Origin of the sequence: Butyrivibrio sp. NC3005, assembly GCF_000424545.1 — a bacterium.
Lineage (GTDB): Bacteria > Bacillota > Clostridia > Lachnospirales > Lachnospiraceae > Butyrivibrio.
Genome location: NZ_KE384206.1, coordinates 111,918 through 132,422, shown reverse-complemented (window position 1 = coordinate 132,422; position 20,505 = coordinate 111,918). Strand labels below are relative to the sequence as shown.

Genomic DNA, 20,505 nt, shown 5'->3' with positions numbered 1-20,505 from the left:
TTTTGATTAATAAATAAATGCTCTTTTATTCTTCACAACTATCAACAATTTCAACAGATTGGTCTGATATCTCATTTATGGTATCAATGATTCGATTTTTATACTCTTCGCTAGATTTATCCATTTCTATACCTTTTTCTCTTAAACGTATATCAGTAATGTTTCTAGCAATATTGTATAAAGTATAGCTTCCGTGTTGAATCATTCCATTGTCATCGGATTGCGTGAATTGTGAACCAAATTTAAGATTCAGGCATGAATTACCATCAGATTGATTTCTAACCTCTATCTTAAATATATAATCATTTATTTCATTTTCGCTCATACTGCTTTCTCCTTACATATTTTTAAACTCATTCGCACACTATATTTTTCGGTATATTATTCAAAAAAAAATAAGAAAAAAGGCTTAAAATGATAAAGAAATAATAAATTAGAACTCAAATTCTTTGGCATCTCTCCAAATTCGTTCCAAATCATAATATTTTCTACTTTCATCATCGAAAATGTGAATTACAATATCTCCATAATCCATTAGAATCCAGTTAGAATTATTATGTCCTTCAATATAATTTACAAAATATCCGGCGTGTCCAAGAATTTCATCAACCCTGTTTTTTAAAGCATTAATCTGGTTTTTATTCGTACCATTAGCGATTATGAATAAATCAGACATTACAGATACTTCACTGATATCTAAAACCTTGATATCTTGTCCTTTTACATCTTCAAGTGCTGAAACTGCAAGCTTTGCCATTTCTTTTGATTTTTCTGTTACAAAACTCATAAATCAGAGGTGTTCCTTCCTAAAATAATATCATTATAAAAATCATATGTTACTTTTGTCATAGGATCTTCTTCGAAATCTTCTGACTCGAGGTAAGTTAGTGTATTATGTAAAATATGCCATACAGCTTTATCGATATCACTTAAAGCTTCTTTTCTAATGCTTTCAATTTCTGGTAGTGGTGCTCTATTTGGCTCAATATAATCAGCGGTAAAGATAATTTTATCTAACTTGGTCATATTTGGACGACCTGTTGTATGATAACGTATAGCATCTAAGATATAGTAGTCAGTGATTCCATATTTATACTGTGCAAGACACATGCCAGCTTTCGCGTGAATGAGTTTTTGATTCCTTAACTCTATATCTGTTAGTTCAACATGATACTTATTGCAGATTGAAATCTGTTTTTCATGAGGAAGACATTTTGCACAATCATGAAGCATTCCTGCGACTAATGCTTTTTCAACATCTTCATCAAACACAAAAGCCATATTTGCAGCTGTATATGCTACACCAAGCGTATGATCAAAACGGTTCTTTTTTAAAGTCTTTTCCATTTCGATGCGTAACTGTTGTGATTTTTCCAAAATACTGTCTGACATTATAGTTTCTCCTGGTTGTGATGATTTTTGTCGGTTCTATGATTAAGATAACATATATATATTTTTTGTATGTAATGTTTTCAATATATTTTAACATCGTCAGAATTTAATGAAATCTGATTGTCTTCTGCATATAAATTATTCATTACAATATACTCTAAACATTCCTCCGGAAGCAAGTATCGAACGGATTGTTTATTGTGTATTTTTTCTCTAATCATCGTAGAACTAATATCAAGTCGTCCTGTTCTAATCATCCTTATATCTGCACTTGGAACGATACTTTTTAATTCTTCAATTTTTTTAACAAGCGTTTTTTCGTCCGTATCATTTCGCACAGCAGCTAAAATCGTACAAATTTCAAGAATATCAGTGAAACGAACCCATTTATCTAGTGAATTCACTGAATCAGCACCCATTATAAAGTATAAGTCATCACCTGGGTACATGTCAGAAAGCTGTTCCAAAGTTTCAATTGTATAGGTGTCACCTGGTCTGTCTATTTCAATCCGAGATACAGTGAAATAAGGATTTGATTCAACAGCCTTTTTTACAAGTTGATACCTGATTGATCCGTCAGGGATTTCCATACCTTGCTTAAAGTATGAAAATCCACTTGGAATAAAAATAACTCTATCTAAGTGAAACTGCTCTCTTGCCTGTTCTGCCATGTATAAATGAGCATTGTGAATCGGATTAAAAGTTCCACCCATTATACCAATCTTTTTATTACTCATATCATATCCTCTGTGATTCTATACTGCTTCAAAGGCTTGGTCTAGTCTTTTTACTTGTAGTTGTCTATAATAATTGTATTTGGTAACAATGATTTTAGCTTCCTACATATAATATATCGGGAAAATTACTTATTTTATTATCGTGGAAGTTTTATTTCAGGCTTTTCATGAAACTGTTTATATAGAACAACCTTTCTTCCGGTTACAGCTACAAGCGTGGAACGAGTACGATCTGCAATCATATTTGCAGCTGTTTTAACATCTTCTGGACAGTTTTTTAAAATAGAAATCTTTACCAGTTCTCTATTATTAAAGGATTCGCTTACTGCTTCAGTAACTTCAGGGGAAACTGCGCTTTTTCCAATCTGAAAAATAGGATCTACATCAGCTGCAAGACTGCGTAAATATGCTCTTTGTTTGCTAGTTAAGTTAACCATGTTTCCTTCTTTCTTGAATAAGATAAATCATTGTAAAACGCAATGGGAATTTATTATATTCATTAATCAATCTCAGAATTATCAAAATCTTCTTTATCAAAATCTTCATCACCGAAATTTTCTTCATTAAAATCAGTATTTGAAGATTCTTCGGCCTGTTTAATAGTGTCTGCATTTCTAAAATAGTCGAATGCCAGTCCATACATACGAACAGTATCACCTTCTTGAATATTAAGTGCTTCAAGTTCATCAAGAATTTTATTATCTTCAAGGAATTTTTGGAAGAAAATAAAGCCTTTTTCTGAATCAAGATTTGTATATCCAAGCATTTTTTCAATCTTTGGTCCTTCTACAACATACTCATGAGATTTGGAATCATAAGTAACAGTGAAGGATTCTGTAGTAGTTGCAAGTTCTACTTCCGGATCAAATTCCTGTTCGTAAACCATAGGTTTGTCACCCATTTCAACTAATGTACGGCTCACATAATAAAGAAGTTCTTTAAGTCCTTTTCCGGTTATTGTTGATAAAGGAAATACCTTAACTCCTTTTGGTTCAAATTCTTTACGAATCTTCTCTACAATGTTGTTAGCGTCTTCTTCAGAGAGCATATCGAGCTTATTTGCGGCTATAATTTGAGTTTTCTGTCCTAAATCAGCATTATAATTTGAAAGCTCCTTGTTAATAGCATATATATCATCTATAGGATCTCTTCCTTCAGTTGATGCTGCATCTACTACATGAATAATAAGCCTTGTTCTTTCGATATGACGTAAGAATTCATGACCAAGTCCAGCACCTGAAGCGGCACCTTCTATAAGTCCAGGTATATCAGCTACAACAAAACCCTTTGCATCTGGAAGATCTACCACTCCCAAAGAAGGTGTTAATGTTGTGAAATGATAATTGGCAATCTTGGGTTTTGCATTAGAAACTTTGGAAAGAAAAGTTGATTTACCAACATTTGGAAAACCTGCAAGACCAACATCAGCTATAACCTTAAGTTCAAGTATGATTTCGAGTTCCTTAGCTGGCTGACCAGGTTGAGCATACTTTGGGGCTTGCATAGTAGATGTGGCGTAATGCATATTTCCGTTTCCGCCACGGCCACCTTTAAGCAATACTACGCGCTTATTATCACCAGACATATCTGCTATTATTTTTTTGCTTGAAGCTTCTTTAATGACAGTTCCTTCTGGAACTTTAAGAATAATATCGGCACCACTTTTACCTGTACAGCGATTCTGACCGCCTTCATCACCATTTTCAGCTTTATATTTTCCACCAAAATGGTAATCAGAAAGCGTATTAAGACCGTTGTCAACAACTACAACGACATCTCCACCTTTACCGCCATCTCCGCCATTTGGGCCGCCGCTTGCGACAAATTTTTCTCTTCTAAAAGAAACATGGCCGTCGCCGCCTTTTCCACTTTTAATAAAAATCCTAGCCTGATCTACAAATTGTGGCATTTTATCTCCGTTCTGACTTTCCTCACAGCTTCGCAAAAATGCTGAGCCATTCCTGTCAGTTCAATGATGGACTGTGTAAATACAGCCTGTGAGTGTATTCGATTAAAAAGGGACTTCAAACTTATTGTTTGAAGTCCCCTCGAGTTCAATTTAAAATTGCTAATCAATCTTTAGCAACAACTGGGTGAACACTAGCCTGCTTCTTGTCTCTACCCTTACGCTCAAATCTTAGAACGCCGTCAACAAGTGCGAATAATGTATCATCCTTACCGATTCCTACATTAACGCCAGGGTGAATGTGTGTTCCACGCTGTCTGTAAAGAATGTTACCAGCTTTTACGAACTGACCATCAGCTCTCTTTGCTCCTAATCTCTTGGATTCGGAATCACGACCGTTCTTTGTGGATCCGACACCCTTCTTATGAGCAAAAAATTGAAGGTTCATCTGTAACATAGCTCTAGACCTCCTCAAATTTAATGTTCAAATACTGTTCTCCATACTGCTTAAACACAGAGGTGACACCGAGTTCGAATGATTTCATAAGAAGCGTTGCTTCGTCAGAAATATCACTAACTCCGGATTTGAACTTACAAGATATAAATCCCTGCTCTTCATCCGCTTCTACATCCATTAAATCGCCACACAATTCTTCAATTGAATTGATGGTATTTATAGTCAGCATTGAAATTGCCGCACAGACAATATCCATTCCTTCATAACTAAATCCTGAATGTCCATTGCAGGAAAATCCTTTATACCATCCTTTGGCATTTTTCTGAATAGTAATGTTTGTCATAATATCTGTCTTCCAGTATGATTTTAAAACCTAGACATGCTCCAGAAATTAGAGAGAAATCTTTTCAATCTTAACCTGTGTATAAGCCTGTCTGTGACCGTTCTTCTTGTGATAACCTGTCTTTGGCTTGAACTTATAAACGATAACCTTCTTTGCACGAGCCTGCTTTACAACAGTAGCCTCTACCTTTGCAGATGCTACATCTCCAGCAACCTTAAGCTCCTTGTCATCATTTACAGCAAGAACCTGGTCAAATGTAACCTTTTCGTCAGCTGCAGCTTCAAGCTTCTCAACGTTGATTACATCACCCTCGGAAACTTTGTACTGCTTACCACCTGTAACAATAATTGCGTACATAAGTAACCTCCTTCTTCAAAAAAACTCGCTAACTATGGTGATACTATTTTAGTATACTTAAACCTCGTTAAGCGGCATACTCAATTATAATAAGTCAGTCATTAGAGTTTGTCAATAACTTTTGATTTTTTTTATAATATCTTTGGAAATTTCTTTTATTATATGGTAAAATTATAAACTGTAGGCATGATATGTCCAAAATAATTGCCATTACACTGTTTTCTTGTTCATAAATAGCAGATAACGTTCTTACGTAGTCTGCAAAATGATATGATGAAAGAACTGATGCAATTGTTGATTGGTTTAGATTTTTACTGCGAAATTCTAAACCAATCAATAGTATTCCTCACAAATTCATTCTTTTATCGTCTCACGGCACGCGGCTATTTTCTATAGTTTTTTTCATGAAGGAAAATAATGAACCATACTAGACCAAAATCTATTGTAAGAGTTATTTTGTCCTTCAAAGCAGGATTTTTACTAATGATTATTCTAAATCTTAGTAAGAAGTCATGATAATAGGAAGATATATCGCGAAAGGGATTAATCTGATATTTAGGAGAACGAACTTGAAAAAACTTAATATTTACAAGACTAAACTTATTACTACTATTTTATCTTTTTGCTGCATTTGTTCTATTGTATTCAATATGATGCCTGTAATAACTACATCTGGTGCAGCTACTAATTCCCGAGTACCTGCAGATATTATTGAGAAGCTTGGAATTGGATGGAACTTGGGAAACAGTTTGGATTGTGTCAATAAAAAACTGGGGTACACAAAAGATACAGAGGAAATCTGGGGCAATAAAAAGGCTACTTCCAAGCTTTTTAAGGCTGTTAAAAAAGCTGGTTTTAGTTCTGTTAGGATTCCTGTAACTTATTACAATCATATTGATTCCAAGAAGAAAATTGATCCAGAGTGGCTTAAGCGTGTATCTGAGGTGGTTGATTATGCTATAAATGAAAATTTATATGTAGTAATTGATGTACATCATGATGCAGGTATGGATAAGCAATACAGTTGGATTTTTGCTGATACTGATACTTATGCTCAGTCATCAACTGATTTAACAGCGCTTTGGGCACAGATTGCAGAGTATTTTAAGAATTATGATGAACACTTAATTTTTCAGGCTACAAATGAGATCATCAACGTTGATGGTAATTGGGACTGGGGGCAAAGCTATAAGGATTTTAGAGTCGTTCATGACCTTGATCAGCATTTTATAAATGTTGTAAGAGGCTCAGGTGGAAATAATGCAACTAGATATTTGATGTTAACAACCTGGGGAGCTTCTGTGGATTCATGTGAAATTGAATCTTTGTTTTATAAGCCTTTTGAAGATGCTGTAAAAGGAAGGCTTATTATGAGTGTTCACAATTATGCTACAAAGCAGGATGGAATTAATGCTGTTGTTGCTTCTCTTTCAAATTATAGCAAGAAATATAATATTCCTGTAGTTATTGATGAGTCTGGTACATTTGATAGAGAAGACATGAATGTGCGAATTGCTGCTCTATCTCATTGGGTGTATATAACAAGAAAAGAACATATGGGATACTTTTGGTGGGACAATGGAAGTGACAGTGCTCTTTTTTCAAGAGTTGATTATCACGTAATTCATGAGGATTTAATACGTGCCATTAAAGCTGGTTATGCAAAAAAGTACCGACAAGGAGTTTATTTTAATCCTTTTTTTCGCTGATTTTAATATATTTTTTGGGGATAAGGAGTTAAGAAAGTTTATTTTTTATGAGTAATATTTTAATGATTGACGACGATACAGAGCTTCTTTTTTTAAATAAGAAGTACTTTGTTCAAAAGGGATATAATGTATTGTGTTTCTCTGATCCACTAGAAGGAATAGATTATTTGAAAAATAATTCTGCTGATATTATTTTGCTGGATGTTATGATGCCCAATATAGATGGGTTTGAGGCAATGTGTAGGATTCGTCAGTTTTCTAAGGTACCCATTATCTTTTTGACTGGAAAAGATGATGAAGAAAACAAAATTAAAGGTCTTTTAAATGGTGCTGATGATTATATGTGTAAACCTTTTAGTCTTGCTGAATTATCCGCAAGAATTCAGGTTCAACTTCGAAAGGAATCTCTTTTAATAAAGAAGAATGTTAAACAAAAGAGTTCAATTCAGACTTTGTCATTTCCTCCTCTTTTGTTAAATAGGTTAGATCGAAAGCTATTTTACCTAGATCAAGAGGTGCCTTTATCTAACAGAGAGTTTTCTTTTTTACAATATATGATGGAGAATGCTCGTAGATTAGTTACTTTTGAAGAAATTGGAAATAAGATATGGGGGTTTTATGAAGAAAAAGATAGGCGTAGTGTCATGGTTCTTGCCAGTCGAGTAAGAAATCGTTTATCATGTTTTAGTGACTTGGAAAATGCAATTGAAACCGAATATGGAAAAGGCTATCGATTTACTTTAAAAAGTTGATTATATGTAAGCATGGATAAGTCTTTTATATTAAGATTTTACTAGAATAAATAAAAAATATTTATTCTAGTAATTAGTTAAAACACTTATTTTAATAATTTGCGAAATAAAAAATATTTATTTGTTAATCTGTAAATGTGTCAAAAGTAAATAATATTGATTTACTATGAAAAATCATAGATTGTATAAAATTTTAAAACATTATTTTCTTAGAGGAGCCGAGGTGCTTAGATATTGAATACTAAAGATTATAAAGAAGTTCAGGAGCTTGAAAAAAAAGAGTATCAAGCTCCTGAACTTGCAATTGAAAACCTAACAAAGGCATTATACGAATCGAATCAGAAATTAGCTCGAGTTATGAGAGAAAGAGATGATATTTTTAGTAATATCTCACATGATCTTCGCTCTCCTATTACAACAATCCATAATTCTTTGGAATATTTACTTGAACAGAAGGATTTATCAAAAGAAGAAATTAGTGAAACATTAAATATAATGTATAAAAGGACCTTAACTCTTGAGCATATGGTTGAAAATATTTTTCTTTTGACAAAACTAAAATCTTCCAATCAGTTATTTTCTTTTAAAAATGTTCCAATAGGTTCATTTTTGGAAGATTTATTTTATCAGCGTATGGTTGAACAAAAATATTCCGAAAGAAAATTGATGATTAATATTCCTATGGATTTTCCTTATTCTGCTAATATTGATATTGATTATCTAACCAGAGCTATTGATAATCTTTTAGAAAATGCTTTAAAAGCTTCAAAGAAAGACGATATCATTAGTCTTGAAGCTTTATTATTGGACGATTTTCATATTAAAGAAATTGTAAAGACACAATCGGATGGAACATGTATATCAGATAAAGATATAGATGTTTTTATACACTCTAATCCGGGTACAGCATATTGCTATATAAAAATTTGGAATACAGGGTCAATTATGACACAAGATATGATTTCTCATATTTTTGAAAGAACATATACAGCTCAAAATGCTAGAACTCCTTCTTCGAAATCAGGAATAGGGCTTGGATTGACCATTTGTAGATCAATAATTGAGAAGCACGAAGGAAAAATCTGGTGTACCTCTATTCCAACTGAAGAAAAGTGTATTTTTAATATTCTTCTTCCGGTTTATAGTATGTAAAATATTTTTAACATAAAAGCATTAAACCCGCATTGACTGCGAATTTTGTGAGAACAATGCTAAGTTGCAAACTGTTCTTGGGCAAATTCTTTTTAAATTGCTAGTTGCGTGTTTTTTGTTACAATGTGAAAAAATATAGATTTTTTATTATTAGATAGATACAGAAAAATACTAGACTTCTTGCTGATGATTAATCCAAATCTCAACAAGAAGTCTAGTATTTTTTAATTATATTTGATATTTACAAAAATATGTATGAAATTACATGTCAGTGTTTTAATGATTTTACTGTCATATAAAAGGTATTTTTTTCTATTTTTCGAAAACTTGAATGAATCAAATGCTCAAAATATAGTTTGCTAATCTCTGAGTCTGAAAATAATGATTTTGAATACTTAATTAAAGAGTTTTCCTCGAGTTCTTTTTTCCAATTGTTCTTATCTTCTAGCGACCATTTGTATTCATGTTTAATACTATAAATCTGTCGTATATAAAACATAATCCAATATTTGTGCATTTCTTTATTATATTCATTTTGTAAATCAAATTTTTTAAAATCTTTAATGTACTGGGCAAAGATTTTTTCCCTATTTTCAAGTTCTAGTTGACAGTCTTTCCGATTTTTGCAATAAATTCTTGATAAGCTATTTCGATTTTGATATCTATAAAAGTATAGTTTGTTATGGATTATTCTGACATTATTTATAAATAAGAGATACTCTAGTAAAAATACAAAATCTTCTCCTAATGTTATGTCAGAATGAAAATAAACTCTATTTTTTTTAATGACATCTAAGCAAAACATTTTGTTCCAAACAACACCAAAATAGTGATGTCCAGGATCAATTAAAGTCATCTTTATAAACTCTTTTGATGTTAAATTACTGTTCCGTAAAAGAGGCTTTTGAGGAATTGTAACATCATAGATGAGTCTGTTGTACCCACATATGACCAAATCTGTCTGGCTTTTTTTTATAATAGACCACATTTTATAAATATAGTCTTTTTGCACAAAATCATCCCCGTCAATAAAAACTATGTAGTTTCCTTTTGCATGTTCAATTCCTCTATTTCTTGCAACAGATACTCCTTGTCTTGTTTGCGTAAATAGCTTTATGCGCTTATCGTTTTTTGTGTAGCTTAATACTTTTTTCGCTGTTGAATCTGTTGAACCATCATCTATTATGAGTATTTCAATATTCGAGTATGTTTGACTAAGGATACTTTGCAAACAATCATCAATTGTATTCGAACATTGATATACTGGAACTACAACAGATATCAAATCCCCATTTAACATCTTTTATACTCACCACATTATTATAGATAGTACTTTTATTAGCAAATTTAACTAATAAAATGAATAATGACTTTATGAAACAAATAAATTAGTATTATCAAGAATCGAAATTATAAAAAAGTAGTAATCTGTAAGTTTAACATTTCGATTCTTGACGTATAGTTCTATTAAAAGCTTTCAAAAGTCTTCAATCGTTTGCATTCAAACCTAGATTTTTTATCAAAGATAATCTGTTTTCACCAACATTAATCTTTTCTTTGACAGAATAGACTTGATCATGATGGAAAATATACTTCCATAAAAATTTAAAATCTCTTTGTATCCAAGCAAATGGCAAAAGGCACGGATGCTTTTTAACATAAGTATAGCAAGAAGGTATACTTTTAACGCTAGGAAAAATCATCTGAATTTTCCTAGAAACTTCAGATGATGCTACTTTGGCATTTCCTGTAAAATAGGGAGCCATCGCGCCCATTATTTGCCAATCAGCATCCTTTTTAATTGTATGTCCGCCATACAAAAGATCTAGCTTGAATTGTTCGATTTCCTTTGTAACTCTTACATTTCTGTTTGCAAGAATTTTTGGGTTCATACCTAAATAATCAATGCAAATCTTGAAAAAACTATCACAAAAACATGAATAGCCTAAATATTCAATCTTTTTCCAAAAGTTTTCCCAATCAATTTTGGCATAGTAGGCATTGATATAATAGGTTATATCAAGTAAATAGCGCATTCCAATTCCATCAAGCGAAAAATGCTTTATAACATGAAACATTTGATAAATCAAATGTTCTTCGTAACCGAGTGTGGTTATGTGAATATTACATGCACATATATTCACCAGTGAATCTCTGTTTGTTAAATCCATTTCCTTTAACTTTTCAATTTTAGGCCCTGTAAAATCTTCCCATAATCTTGTGTGAAGTTCAATTACATGTTTTGGATTTTCATGGAGAAAAACCAATACGTTCTCTTTACACTCATCTTCTATCAACCTGTAATCCATATTATTAAGAAGTTTTATAGCATCTTCCTTTTCTTCCTCATAGACAAAAATATCTGAATCACATCCAGGTCTTTCAAATGATTGAGGATACAAAGATGCTAATACTATCCCCTTAAAGAAAACAAAGGTAAGATTTTCTTCTTTTGCTTTCTTGGATAATTTGAAAATTTGCATTGATTTAGACATCTCTGTGAACATTGTTTTTTGAGTGTGATTTTTCCACAATGTCAAAAGTTTTTTGTCATCCTCTGTACCATTGTATGCTGCAACAGTTTTATATAAAAACGGCATAACATTATTTGAATCAGCAATACAAAAAAGATTATTTAACCCCTCTTGCTTTATTATTTCATTAATCTTATTTTGATCATAACCTTTTTGCATTCCCATTCCTAGCAATTTCAGAAAATTATCAACCGTATTTTCTGTAATAACCGGTTTTGCAATATCATGTTTTTCCATAACACTTTCCCCTTACTTTTTTCTTGTGCTTATTTTTTTCGCTTGAGTTTTTTCGAAATAAGTTCTCTAGCCATTATTCTCTCTTCTTTATTAAGAACAATTACATAATTAATTGCATATCCCAAAATACCACTGAAAATTGATATTATAATAAGCATTAACCATGAATTAATTGTAACAAAATATCTTATTGTAGCAAAACATAAAAATACAATTATTGATGAAAACGTTCCTCGTAACAATGGTATGTAGAAAGTCCACCATTTTTGTTTAAGAATATGAGCTGCATATATTGGCGCAAAGAAGAATACTCTTGCAGTTAATAAAATAGAGCTGACTATCTGAATCGCATAAATTCCAAGACTGGAATGTTCACACAACAGGATTGAACCAATTATATTGGCAACTCCTATTCCTAAAGAAACAAACACTGGTATTCTTAGCTTGGCTGTTATTTGATTAACAGTATAAAGTGGATAAATATAAACATCAAAAACAGTTTGAGCCAAAATCATTATTGAAAGAATCTGGATGGTTCTAATCTCCGATGAATTATAAGCTGGAAGCCACAAACTAAAGAACTCAGTTCCAAAGGCTATAAATCCAAGTATTGGAATCGAACATATAAAACCACAGACTTTAATAGCATGCTTTACATATGTGGTAAATTTGTCCATGTCTCCTTCAGCATAGATATAGGTCATTTCTGGGCCGAAAGAACTGCAAACAATGCCTATAATTGACATTAAATAATTTGGAAATGTTTTGGCAAATGTCATCAATGTCATTGATGCTGCATTTATATAGAGATTTGTAATAAGCGTATCACATCCATTTACAAGAATAGCAGATAACTGCTGAACCGAGTTCCATATTCCGGTCTTTATTAAATCCATGATTGAAGATAATTTTACAAGACTTTTTTTGAAGTATAATTCTGGGGTTAGCTTTTTGGTAAAGTAAATATTAGTAGCAATTATATAAAAGCCAGTGATAAATTTTGTTAAACCAACATACCATGCATTTGATGGAAAGAAAGCAAATAGAATAAATAACAGGGTAGCTCTAATAAAATTACATTCCATTGCTCTTCTAGCAGATAAGTCTAATCTATTTGCAGCAAAAGTTGAAACACCATAGCTATTTGTAATAAGACTTGCAAAAAAATCAAAAAAGATAAAAGCCCATAATAATTTTACGTCCAAAGTATTTTTTGCAGGAATTTGAAGCCACTTGTCCAAATATAAAATAGAACATGTAACAGGAAGAAAACAAATCGCTGACATAATTATATTAGCAGCCATTGCAGATGAAAAATATGATCTAGCAGATTCATAATCTTTCCTACTTACATTTATTGTTATATACCTTCCGAGCATTGCATTTAGAGCAGATGTAACGATTGTAATATAGCCCGTTGTCTGAAAAGCTAAATTGATAAATCCATATATATCTTTTCCAACATTTTTGCTGATAAAAGGCGCTAATATAAAATTTATTCCTAAATTCACAATAAATGAAATGAACTGAGCTATCATATTGATAGCAATTTTCTTTTTATTACTCATTTTAACTTCCTTATAATATGTTTCTGTCAGAAATTCAATTTACGTTTTATATATAATTTTGGACAAATAGCAAAAGCCATATAGCCAAGTTTTTTCTTTAAAGGCACTGGTAGAACGATAACATACTTTTTAATGATTTTTTTATAATGCGATGAATATTTTTTAAAATATTCTACTGAAAGATCATTTTGAAAAATAGTATGTCGCGCTAGATTTCTGAAATATAATCGATATAAATTCAGGATTTTTTCCAAAGAATAGTAATCATTTCTTTGATAATAATAATCCATTCGTTCTTCATAGGCATCAAACTTGGAAAGATTCTTTTCAGAAAAACTTTCTTTCATGATACTATTTTGTCGACTAAGATAATTATAAAGAGGGTGTTCTATGTAGCAGATTGTATCAGCTCTATCCAAAAGCTTATATGTGGTAAATTCATCTTCGTGAATCTTTCCTTTTGGATATCTAATATTTTTGAAAAAATAGGCTGGATACATTTTATTCCATGCAACAACAAATGTTACTATTTTTTCTTCTTCAAAATAGTATTTATGTCTATCTGCCAAGGAATGAATGTAAACACACTTCTCATTATTTATAAATGAAGTATTTGTTACTTCTGGCTCTGTAATTGGATTAAAATCACATACGCTAAGTTGTGCTTTTCCTGCTAAAATTGGTTTTATCAGTAATTCTATCATTTGAGGATGAATCGAATCATCCGAATCAATAAAAACAAGGTATTCACCAGTAGCAACTTCTATACCTGCGTTTCTCGCATCAGAAAGGCCGCCATTTTCCTTATGAATGACTTGTATTCTGAAATCTTTAATAGCATATTCATCGCATATCTGACCACAATTATCTGGTGACCCATCATCAACTAATATAATCTCAAGGTTGGAATATGTTTGATTTAAGATGCTTTCGATGCATATTTTTAAACAACCTTCAACCTTGTAAATAGGTACAATTACACTTACAAGCACTTGTTCCATGCTTAAACCTCCAAGCGAATATATATTCTTCATGTTATAATGACCAGCAATAATACAAAAAAGAATATATTGTATATTTTATTCCTCTTGTTATCCCGAGTGTATTTACTGTGACATAAAACTTTGTTAAAGAAAGATTAAGCATTAATCTAAAAGCTTTTTTATTTGATAAATGCTTTATAATTATCCTTTGACTTTTTAAACTTTCATTCATAAGTTCGTGATAAAGTAAAAGGATGTGTATAAGATAATAATGTCTTGCAATGTATGATTTTTCTTCATTTTTTGATATCAAATCAAATACATCAGAACTAATCTGCACATACCTTTCAAGAATGTTTTTATCTTTGACTTTGGATATTGTAGAGCCTTCTCTATGTCGATAATAATACAATCTTTTGTTTGTAACTAAAGCTTTTCTGGAATACATGAGGTATTTTAGATTAAAGCATACGTCCTCGCCTAATACAGGTTTGTATATAGGAAAGGATAAATTATTATTTTTAATAACCTTGGCGCTATATAATCTGTTCCACACTTCAAATCCACATTTATATGGAAGAAAAATATTGGTAATAAAATACATTCTTGATTTTTGATTTGTTAAATCAATTGAGATTTCTGAAAAATGACGTTCTTCGCATTCTTTTCCATTTGAAAAAACATGAGTATAATTAAACATAATCGTATCTAGGCGATTTTGTTCAATTTTCTCCATACAAAAAGAAATCAAATCCTCGTGCAGATAATCATCACTGTCAGCAAAATATAAGTAATCTCCTGTCGATTCTTTTATTCCGAGATTTCTTGCATTTGATTGACCAGAATTATTTATATGAAATAATCGAATTCTAGAATCATTATTTTGATATTGTTTACAAATATCATAGCTTGAATCAGTTGAACCATCATCTATCAATATGATTTCAAGATTTTTATATGTTTGATTAACAACTGAATCCAAACATTTTTTTAAATATTGTTCGACGTTATATATTGGAATAATAACGCTTACTAAATTACCCATTTATCCCCTCACATTAACCTGATGTCTAACTAAATCCATTAAATCCTTTTATAAAAAACATTAGAATACTTAATGGATTCGCTTTTTCTGGCACTTCCAAATAAAAAAATAAATATTCGGAAAATACATAAATAAAAAGCATTCAGTTTTTAGTCTAAAATCCATTTTACATTTTTTACCTATGTTTTGTATAGTCTTTTTAACTGATTTTGCTCTATCTCCCTTAAAAATATCTTGTTTTATATTTTCTTTATCAAATCTGTATTGAAGAAAACAAAACATATGAAGAAGATGTGATAATTCTTTTGTCCAAAAAAAGTATTCTTTTTTTTGATTATAAAAATTAAGTTTATCAATATAAGCGTCTAAAAGCTGTATATTTTTTGGTGTTAGCTTCTTTCCAACAATACTTGCTTTGTGCTGGTGATAGAAGTATAAAGGCTGATTAAGATATATTATGCGTGATGCTTTATATAATATTTTAAAAACGCTTGCCTCGTCTTCATAAATTCTTTTTGAAGGAAAATCAATGTCATCATATAAAGATTTTTTACATAATTTATTCCACAAGACTGAGAAAGTAACGCCATCCTGATAAGAAGCATATCCCTGAAGTAATGCTTCTTTGCCATTTAAAACAGATTTACTAACGTTTACAGGTAGATTATCATGAACCATTTTGTCAACATCGTTATCATAGACATATTTGTAATCACACATGGCTATATCAGCTTCAAAATCAATAATTTGATTCATTAGAATTTCATACATATGATTGTTAATATAATCATCAGGATCAACAAATGTAATAAAATCTCCGCTGGCTTTTTTGAGTCCAATATTTCTTGCGTCGGCTACTCCTCGATTTTCCTGATGAACTACTACTATTCGACTATCTTTTTTGGCATATTCATCACAAATTTGAGGACATTTGTCATCAGAACCATCATCAATAAGAATTATTTCCAAATTAGTATAGCTCTGAGCTAAAATTGAATCTAAGCATCTTTCTAAATATTGCTCGACTCTGAATATAGGTACAATAACAGATATTTTATTTTCAAAACGACTATCGTTGGTAGATGTCATTTATTTATACACTCCTTATCCAGTAAATCTAAAAGTTTATCAGATTTTCCAGTTCTGACTTTGCGAACGAATAAATCTTTCTGAATACGTATTTTATCGTAATCTTGTTCAGTCATTACCGTAACTTCTTTTGGAAATTCAAAGTAAGTTAGATTTCTCCAGTTAACAAGCCAGCGTTTCATTGGTTCATTGTGTAGAATACACTTGTCTTTGAATTTGCTGTTGTGAACAACCGTATGAAAATATTCCTCATCAGGAAACTGCATAATACGCATTTTTTCATTAAAACGTTTATGAGTTTTTTCAAATGTATCAAGATATTTCGCACAATCTCTTGATACTGCCCATTGAGCACATCCATAGTAAATTGGATAATCACCATCTTCTTCTTTTATTACACCATTAGAAAAAAAAGTAGTAATACTCATCAATGCAGTATAAGCCATGAGCAAGAGCTTATGCGGATTTTTGTGAGAACATTTTCCATATGGATTATCTTTTTTATAGTAAAGCTTATATTTTCGAGAGAACTCAAAATCTCTGGTTTGGGCTATTGGACATCCTCTGATAAACTCTCTTCCATTATTAGCTATAAAAAATTCTTTTATGTATTGATTAGATTTTATAGGATAATCAAGATTTTGCATCATAACAAAATAATCATACTTTACGTTACTATTTAAAGCTGTTCTCAAAAGTTCAAAACAAGCATTAATCGCATTGTAACCTCCCCAGTATACTGGATATCTATTTGGTGTAAAGTATACTCTATCAATAGAATTTAAATATTTTTTAAATGGTGCTATATTCTGTTTTGCGTCAACATGAACGTACATGTCAAAATCAGCATCTTTTGTCAAACGTTTTGCACAGCGGGCTACTAATTCAGGATCAGTGTGACACAGATTTAAAAATGCGATTTTCATTTTATTCCCCAATCTTACTTATCTGGTAAACTTATATTTGAATAAATGCAAAATGGTACATGCATCAAAAAGCAGCTTATAATGACCTTTTTTAACCATAAGTAAAGGTATTTTTTTGATGGTACTACCGCTTTTGCACGGATTATACTTTGATACTAAATTGCGAACAATTGCCTCATCTGCAAAAGATCTGAATGCTTCATATCTTTTTCGTCGATTAATACTATTGTTTTTTGCGGAGAGTAAAAATGCCATTTCTACAACCGACATCAGAATTGTTCCGCTCCAAGTAGGAGTAATATCAATTTTAGAACGATTTTTTATTCTATTTGTCAGTTTTACTCTGGCAATGTTAAGTCTTTTTTTACCTTCAAGCTTAGAGAATGGTTCGCGTTCATAACGAAATATCGCAGAGCTTTCTCTTGTTACAAGATAGTAAAAACTATCATGACATACACTTACTTTATTGCAACAGCTGATATATTCGGTAATGAATACGGTATCTTCTCCTACTTTTAATGTAGTATCAAAGGATAGATTATTATTGATTATAACATCTTTTCTAAGTAAAACATGCCATAATGCAGGGTTTTCAACATAAAGCGAATTTTTCTTTCCCTGAATCCAATTATTAACACTATCAAAAGATAAACCAACGAAATACGGAAGAATACTATTAAAGATTTCGATTTTACCTTCATATTTATCTTTTGAAAAAATCGGTTTTAATTCTGTAATATTAGACTGGCTTTCGTATTTGTAATAGCCAAATATTACAGCTTCAGAAATATCCTTTTCTGCAATTTCAACAAGTTTAGTGCATGTATTTTGCTTTTCAAAATCATCACCATCAAAAAATAGAATGTACTTGCCCTTAGCGATGGAAATTCCATCATTTCTAGCAGCTGAAACACCTTCATTTTTTTTATGAATCACCTTTATTCTTGAATCTTTTTCGGCGTAGGTATCAATTATTTTACCTGTCTCATCTGTCGATCCATCATCAATTACTATTACTTCTATTTCGTTTTGAGGAAAATCTTGATTTAATGCACTGTCAAGACATTTTCCAATGTATCCCTCAATATTGTAAGCTGGGATAATAATGCTTATGCAAGTGTTCATTTCTTTTTTTCTCCTGTACCTTGGCAATATACATTCCTACAATCAGAAGTGAAAAACAAATTGAGCAGTTCATTACATATGCTTCCATAATTGTATACAGTGTGTATAAAACCAAAAAAATACAATCTATTGTCTCCATTTCTTTGGCATATTTCCAAAAGAAAAAAGATATCATTATTAAATAGATAACGCCATAACTTATAAACATCCAAATAAAGCAATTGTCAAAAATCATACTATCAATCCAATATCCTCTCCAATATATTTTGGGAGGAAATTCAACAGTTTTTCCAAACCAGGACATTCCTTTTAAATCATAGGCAACAGCTCCATATAAAAGCCTACCTGTAAAAAAATTATCCAGTTTTTTGAAAATATCAGAAAAAAAGCCGTTTACAAAACCAATAATAACGGTTGTAAAGAATACTGATAATACTGCGTATAAATATCGAGATAAAAATTTTATATTAATCTCGAAGATTTTTTTGTATCTTCCTGTTAGAGACTTAAATGCAAGTATATTTAAACAAGCTAATGTGATAATAATAAAAGATGTATTAGAATCACAACATAAATAAAAAATGAAATTGATAAACCATATAAATCCTATGTGACCTGGTTTTAATTTATCATTTTTGGCATATAAGAATTCAAGTGATGACCAACAAATATACATTGCAAATGTATTGGCGTGTCCCTGATAAAAAGTCATTCTCGGGCCTCCGCCTAATCTATAGGAATATGTAACTTTCCAAGGAAAGAATATTAAATCTTTTATATAGCAAAACACATGATAACCAAGCAAAACAAACTTTGTGATGCTCGTTGCTGATAATACTTTTTTTAAATCAATTTCCTGCATTGCACATAATAACAATGATGTGAAGAACAAATAAAAATAGTGGCATTTTATGCAGGTAAAAACACATGTAAAAAAGAACATAGCAGATAAAATAATGCTTTTAAAAGTATATTTTTGAGTTAGAATTTTTATGCTAATCAAAAATATAAATAATATAATCATAAAATCATCTAATTTATCTGGTTTACGCAAAATCATAGATGAATCTGTTATGTTCTTTATGGCAAGTATAATCATAGCAGCTATAAATAAAGATTGATGAAATTTTTTCTTTTTTTCACCTTCAATGGCATACCATGATAACATTACTTCGATAATCCTTTCGCTTTCAATCTATAATATGCTAATGATAAAGTAATTAATTTGTACTTCATCATCAAATATTCCAAACGTTTATATAGTGGAATATCTGAAAATTTTAGTTTACTAATAACATCTTTTGACATATTACATCCATATAAAAATGTCAGATTTTTTTTAGCATTTTCTTGAATACTGTAAGTTCGAAATAAATCTGTCATTATCCTAAAATGATAGACATATGCCGCTTTTTTTAAATCATCATTCTTATTGGTTATGTACTTTAGATAATAAGAGTATAAATACTCGTTAAATTTCATTCTGTTTTCAACATTAAATCCATGCATAGCACTTTGTGAATGAATTCTATAATTAAGAATACTTTCCTTTTTAAAAGAAATTGTCTTTGCATAAGTATAGTATTCCATAACAAACAATAAGTCTTCTCCACTTTTTATACCCTTTTGAAAGCAAATCTGGTGCTCCTTTATAATGCTGTTTTTAAATAATTTTCCCCAGCATTCATTAAGACTAGATGTAGAATACATAATGAAATCAGCTGTGTTGGTTTTATCAATATTGTCGCCTATAACAGGAAGAGATACCTCTTCCTGTTTTCCTGATTCCATAAAAAGGTTGTGATGAGAATAGGCACAAAAATCATAATTTTTTTCTATGTCAGAAAAAATAGATGTTAACGAATTTTCACGCAAACAGTCGTCTGCATCTAGAAAAAAAATATATTTTCCAGATGCTAGAAACAGTCCTGTATTTCTTGCTTGAGATACTCCGCTATTTATTTGAGATACAACATTTAAATTAATATATGTTGAATCAAAAAATTTAGAATATGAATTAGCAATTTCAAAAGTTTCATCCGTGCTTCCATCATCAATTATGATAATTTCAACCATATGATTATACATAGTCGAATTATTGCATTCATACAATAATGAATCTAAGCAGCTTTTAATATGATTTTGTGCATTATAAGCAGGTATAATAATACTTAAACTAATATTGTTTTCCAT

General features: G+C 30.8%; 22 protein-coding genes. 3 read left to right on the top strand and 19 right to left on the bottom strand.

The window, feature by feature from the left end; all coding sequences use genetic code 11:
• Positions 1-25: 25 nt before the first annotated feature.
• From G634_RS0115485 to rplU, 9 genes are all read right to left on the bottom strand, one after another.
• Positions 26-325 carry a hypothetical protein gene (locus G634_RS0115485; protein WP_026506019.1) on the bottom strand — a complete coding sequence of 100 codons (300 nt, stop codon included), beginning with the start codon at positions 323-325 and terminating at the stop codon, positions 26-28.
• A 108-nt stretch (positions 326-433) separates the two neighbouring features.
• Positions 434-787, bottom strand: coding sequence for a ribosome silencing factor (gene rsfS, locus G634_RS0115480; RefSeq protein WP_026506018.1), 354 nt, complete (start codon positions 785-787; stop codon positions 434-436).
• Positions 784-1,392: a bis(5'-nucleosyl)-tetraphosphatase (symmetrical) YqeK gene (yqeK, locus tag G634_RS0115475; RefSeq protein ID WP_026506017.1), complete on the bottom strand. Its 609-nt coding sequence runs from the start codon at positions 1,390-1,392 to the stop codon at positions 784-786. The genes rsfS and yqeK overlap by 4 nt, the downstream gene beginning before the upstream one ends.
• 80 nt (positions 1,393-1,472) lie before the next feature.
• Positions 1,473-2,129, bottom strand: coding sequence for a nicotinate-nucleotide adenylyltransferase (nadD, locus tag G634_RS19635; protein WP_051234123.1), 657 nt, complete (start codon positions 2,127-2,129; stop codon positions 1,473-1,475).
• Positions 2,130-2,266: 137 nt separating this feature from the next.
• The gene (locus G634_RS0115465; RefSeq protein ID WP_026506016.1) at positions 2,267-2,566 is read right to left on the bottom strand and encodes a YhbY family RNA-binding protein; all 300 of its coding nucleotides are present in this window, start codon (positions 2,564-2,566) and stop codon (positions 2,267-2,269) included.
• Positions 2,567-2,628: 62 nt separating this feature from the next.
• Positions 2,629-4,038, bottom strand: a complete 1,410-nt coding sequence (gene obgE / locus G634_RS19630) for a GTPase ObgE (protein WP_081676674.1) — start codon at positions 4,036-4,038, stop codon at positions 2,629-2,631.
• A 163-nt stretch (positions 4,039-4,201) separates the two neighbouring features.
• Positions 4,202-4,492 (bottom strand): 50S ribosomal protein L27, encoded by a 291-nt coding sequence (gene rpmA / locus G634_RS0115455; RefSeq protein ID WP_026506015.1) that lies wholly within the window; start codon positions 4,490-4,492, stop codon positions 4,202-4,204.
• A 4-nt stretch (positions 4,493-4,496) separates the two neighbouring features.
• Positions 4,497-4,835: a ribosomal-processing cysteine protease Prp gene (locus G634_RS0115450; RefSeq protein ID WP_026506014.1), complete on the bottom strand. Its 339-nt coding sequence runs from the start codon at positions 4,833-4,835 to the stop codon at positions 4,497-4,499.
• 48 nt (positions 4,836-4,883) lie between these two features.
• On the bottom strand, positions 4,884-5,192 hold the full coding sequence (rplU, locus tag G634_RS0115445; protein ID WP_026506013.1) for a 50S ribosomal protein L21: 309 nt from the start codon (positions 5,190-5,192) through the stop codon (positions 4,884-4,886).
• Positions 5,193-5,761: 569 nt separating this feature from the next.
• Here rplU and G634_RS0115440 point away from each other — a divergent pair.
• From G634_RS0115440 to G634_RS0115430, 3 genes are all read left to right on the top strand, one after another.
• A complete protein-coding gene (locus tag G634_RS0115440) occupies positions 5,762-6,901 on the top strand; it encodes a glycoside hydrolase family 5 protein (protein WP_026506012.1) in 1,140 nt (379 codons plus the stop codon).
• Positions 6,902-6,948: 47 nt separating this feature from the next.
• Positions 6,949-7,653 (top strand): response regulator transcription factor, encoded by a 705-nt coding sequence (locus G634_RS0115435; protein WP_081676672.1) that lies wholly within the window; start codon positions 6,949-6,951, stop codon positions 7,651-7,653.
• A gap of 234 nt (positions 7,654-7,887) precedes the next feature.
• Complete coding sequence (locus G634_RS0115430; RefSeq protein ID WP_026506010.1) at positions 7,888-8,805, top strand: sensor histidine kinase; 918 nt, start codon at positions 7,888-7,890, stop codon at positions 8,803-8,805.
• A 268-nt stretch (positions 8,806-9,073) separates the two neighbouring features.
• Here the strand turns inward: G634_RS0115430 and G634_RS0115425 are convergent, their stop codons facing one another.
• The 10 genes from G634_RS0115425 to G634_RS0115380 all read right to left on the bottom strand — a co-directional run bounded on the left by G634_RS0115425 (position 9,074) and on the right by G634_RS0115380 (position 20,505).
• Positions 9,074-10,105, bottom strand: coding sequence for a glycosyltransferase family 2 protein (locus tag G634_RS0115425; protein ID WP_026506009.1), 1,032 nt, complete (start codon positions 10,103-10,105; stop codon positions 9,074-9,076).
• Between the two features lie 187 nt (positions 10,106-10,292).
• Positions 10,293-11,576 (bottom strand): nucleotidyltransferase domain-containing protein, encoded by a 1,284-nt coding sequence (locus G634_RS0115420; protein WP_026506008.1) that lies wholly within the window; start codon positions 11,574-11,576, stop codon positions 10,293-10,295.
• A 29-nt stretch (positions 11,577-11,605) separates the two neighbouring features.
• Positions 11,606-13,144 (bottom strand): lipopolysaccharide biosynthesis protein, encoded by a 1,539-nt coding sequence (locus tag G634_RS0115415; protein ID WP_026506007.1) that lies wholly within the window; start codon positions 13,142-13,144, stop codon positions 11,606-11,608.
• Positions 13,145-13,170: 26 nt separating this feature from the next.
• Positions 13,171-14,145: a glycosyltransferase family 2 protein gene (locus G634_RS19625; RefSeq protein WP_051234121.1), complete on the bottom strand. Its 975-nt coding sequence runs from the start codon at positions 14,143-14,145 to the stop codon at positions 13,171-13,173.
• A 34-nt stretch (positions 14,146-14,179) separates the two neighbouring features.
• Positions 14,180-15,172: a glycosyltransferase family 2 protein gene (locus tag G634_RS0115405; RefSeq protein WP_026506006.1), complete on the bottom strand. Its 993-nt coding sequence runs from the start codon at positions 15,170-15,172 to the stop codon at positions 14,180-14,182.
• A 69-nt stretch (positions 15,173-15,241) separates the two neighbouring features.
• Complete coding sequence (locus tag G634_RS19620) at positions 15,242-16,261, bottom strand: glycosyltransferase family 2 protein (protein ID WP_051234119.1); 1,020 nt, start codon at positions 16,259-16,261, stop codon at positions 15,242-15,244.
• A complete protein-coding gene (locus G634_RS0115395; protein ID WP_026506005.1) occupies positions 16,258-17,187 on the bottom strand; it encodes a beta-1,6-N-acetylglucosaminyltransferase in 930 nt (309 codons plus the stop codon). Before G634_RS0115395 ends, G634_RS19620 begins: the two co-directional genes overlap by 4 nt.
• Positions 17,188-17,205: 18 nt before the next feature.
• The gene (locus G634_RS0115390; RefSeq protein WP_026506004.1) at positions 17,206-18,312 is read right to left on the bottom strand and encodes a glycosyltransferase; all 1,107 of its coding nucleotides are present in this window, start codon (positions 18,310-18,312) and stop codon (positions 17,206-17,208) included.
• Complete coding sequence (locus G634_RS0115385) at positions 18,269-19,480, bottom strand: hypothetical protein (RefSeq protein ID WP_026506003.1); 1,212 nt, start codon at positions 19,478-19,480, stop codon at positions 18,269-18,271. Before G634_RS0115385 ends, G634_RS0115390 begins: the two co-directional genes overlap by 44 nt.
• Entirely contained in the window at positions 19,480-20,505 is a 1,026-nt protein-coding gene (locus G634_RS0115380; RefSeq protein ID WP_026506002.1) for a glycosyltransferase family A protein, read from the bottom strand. Before G634_RS0115380 ends, G634_RS0115385 begins: the two co-directional genes overlap by 1 nt.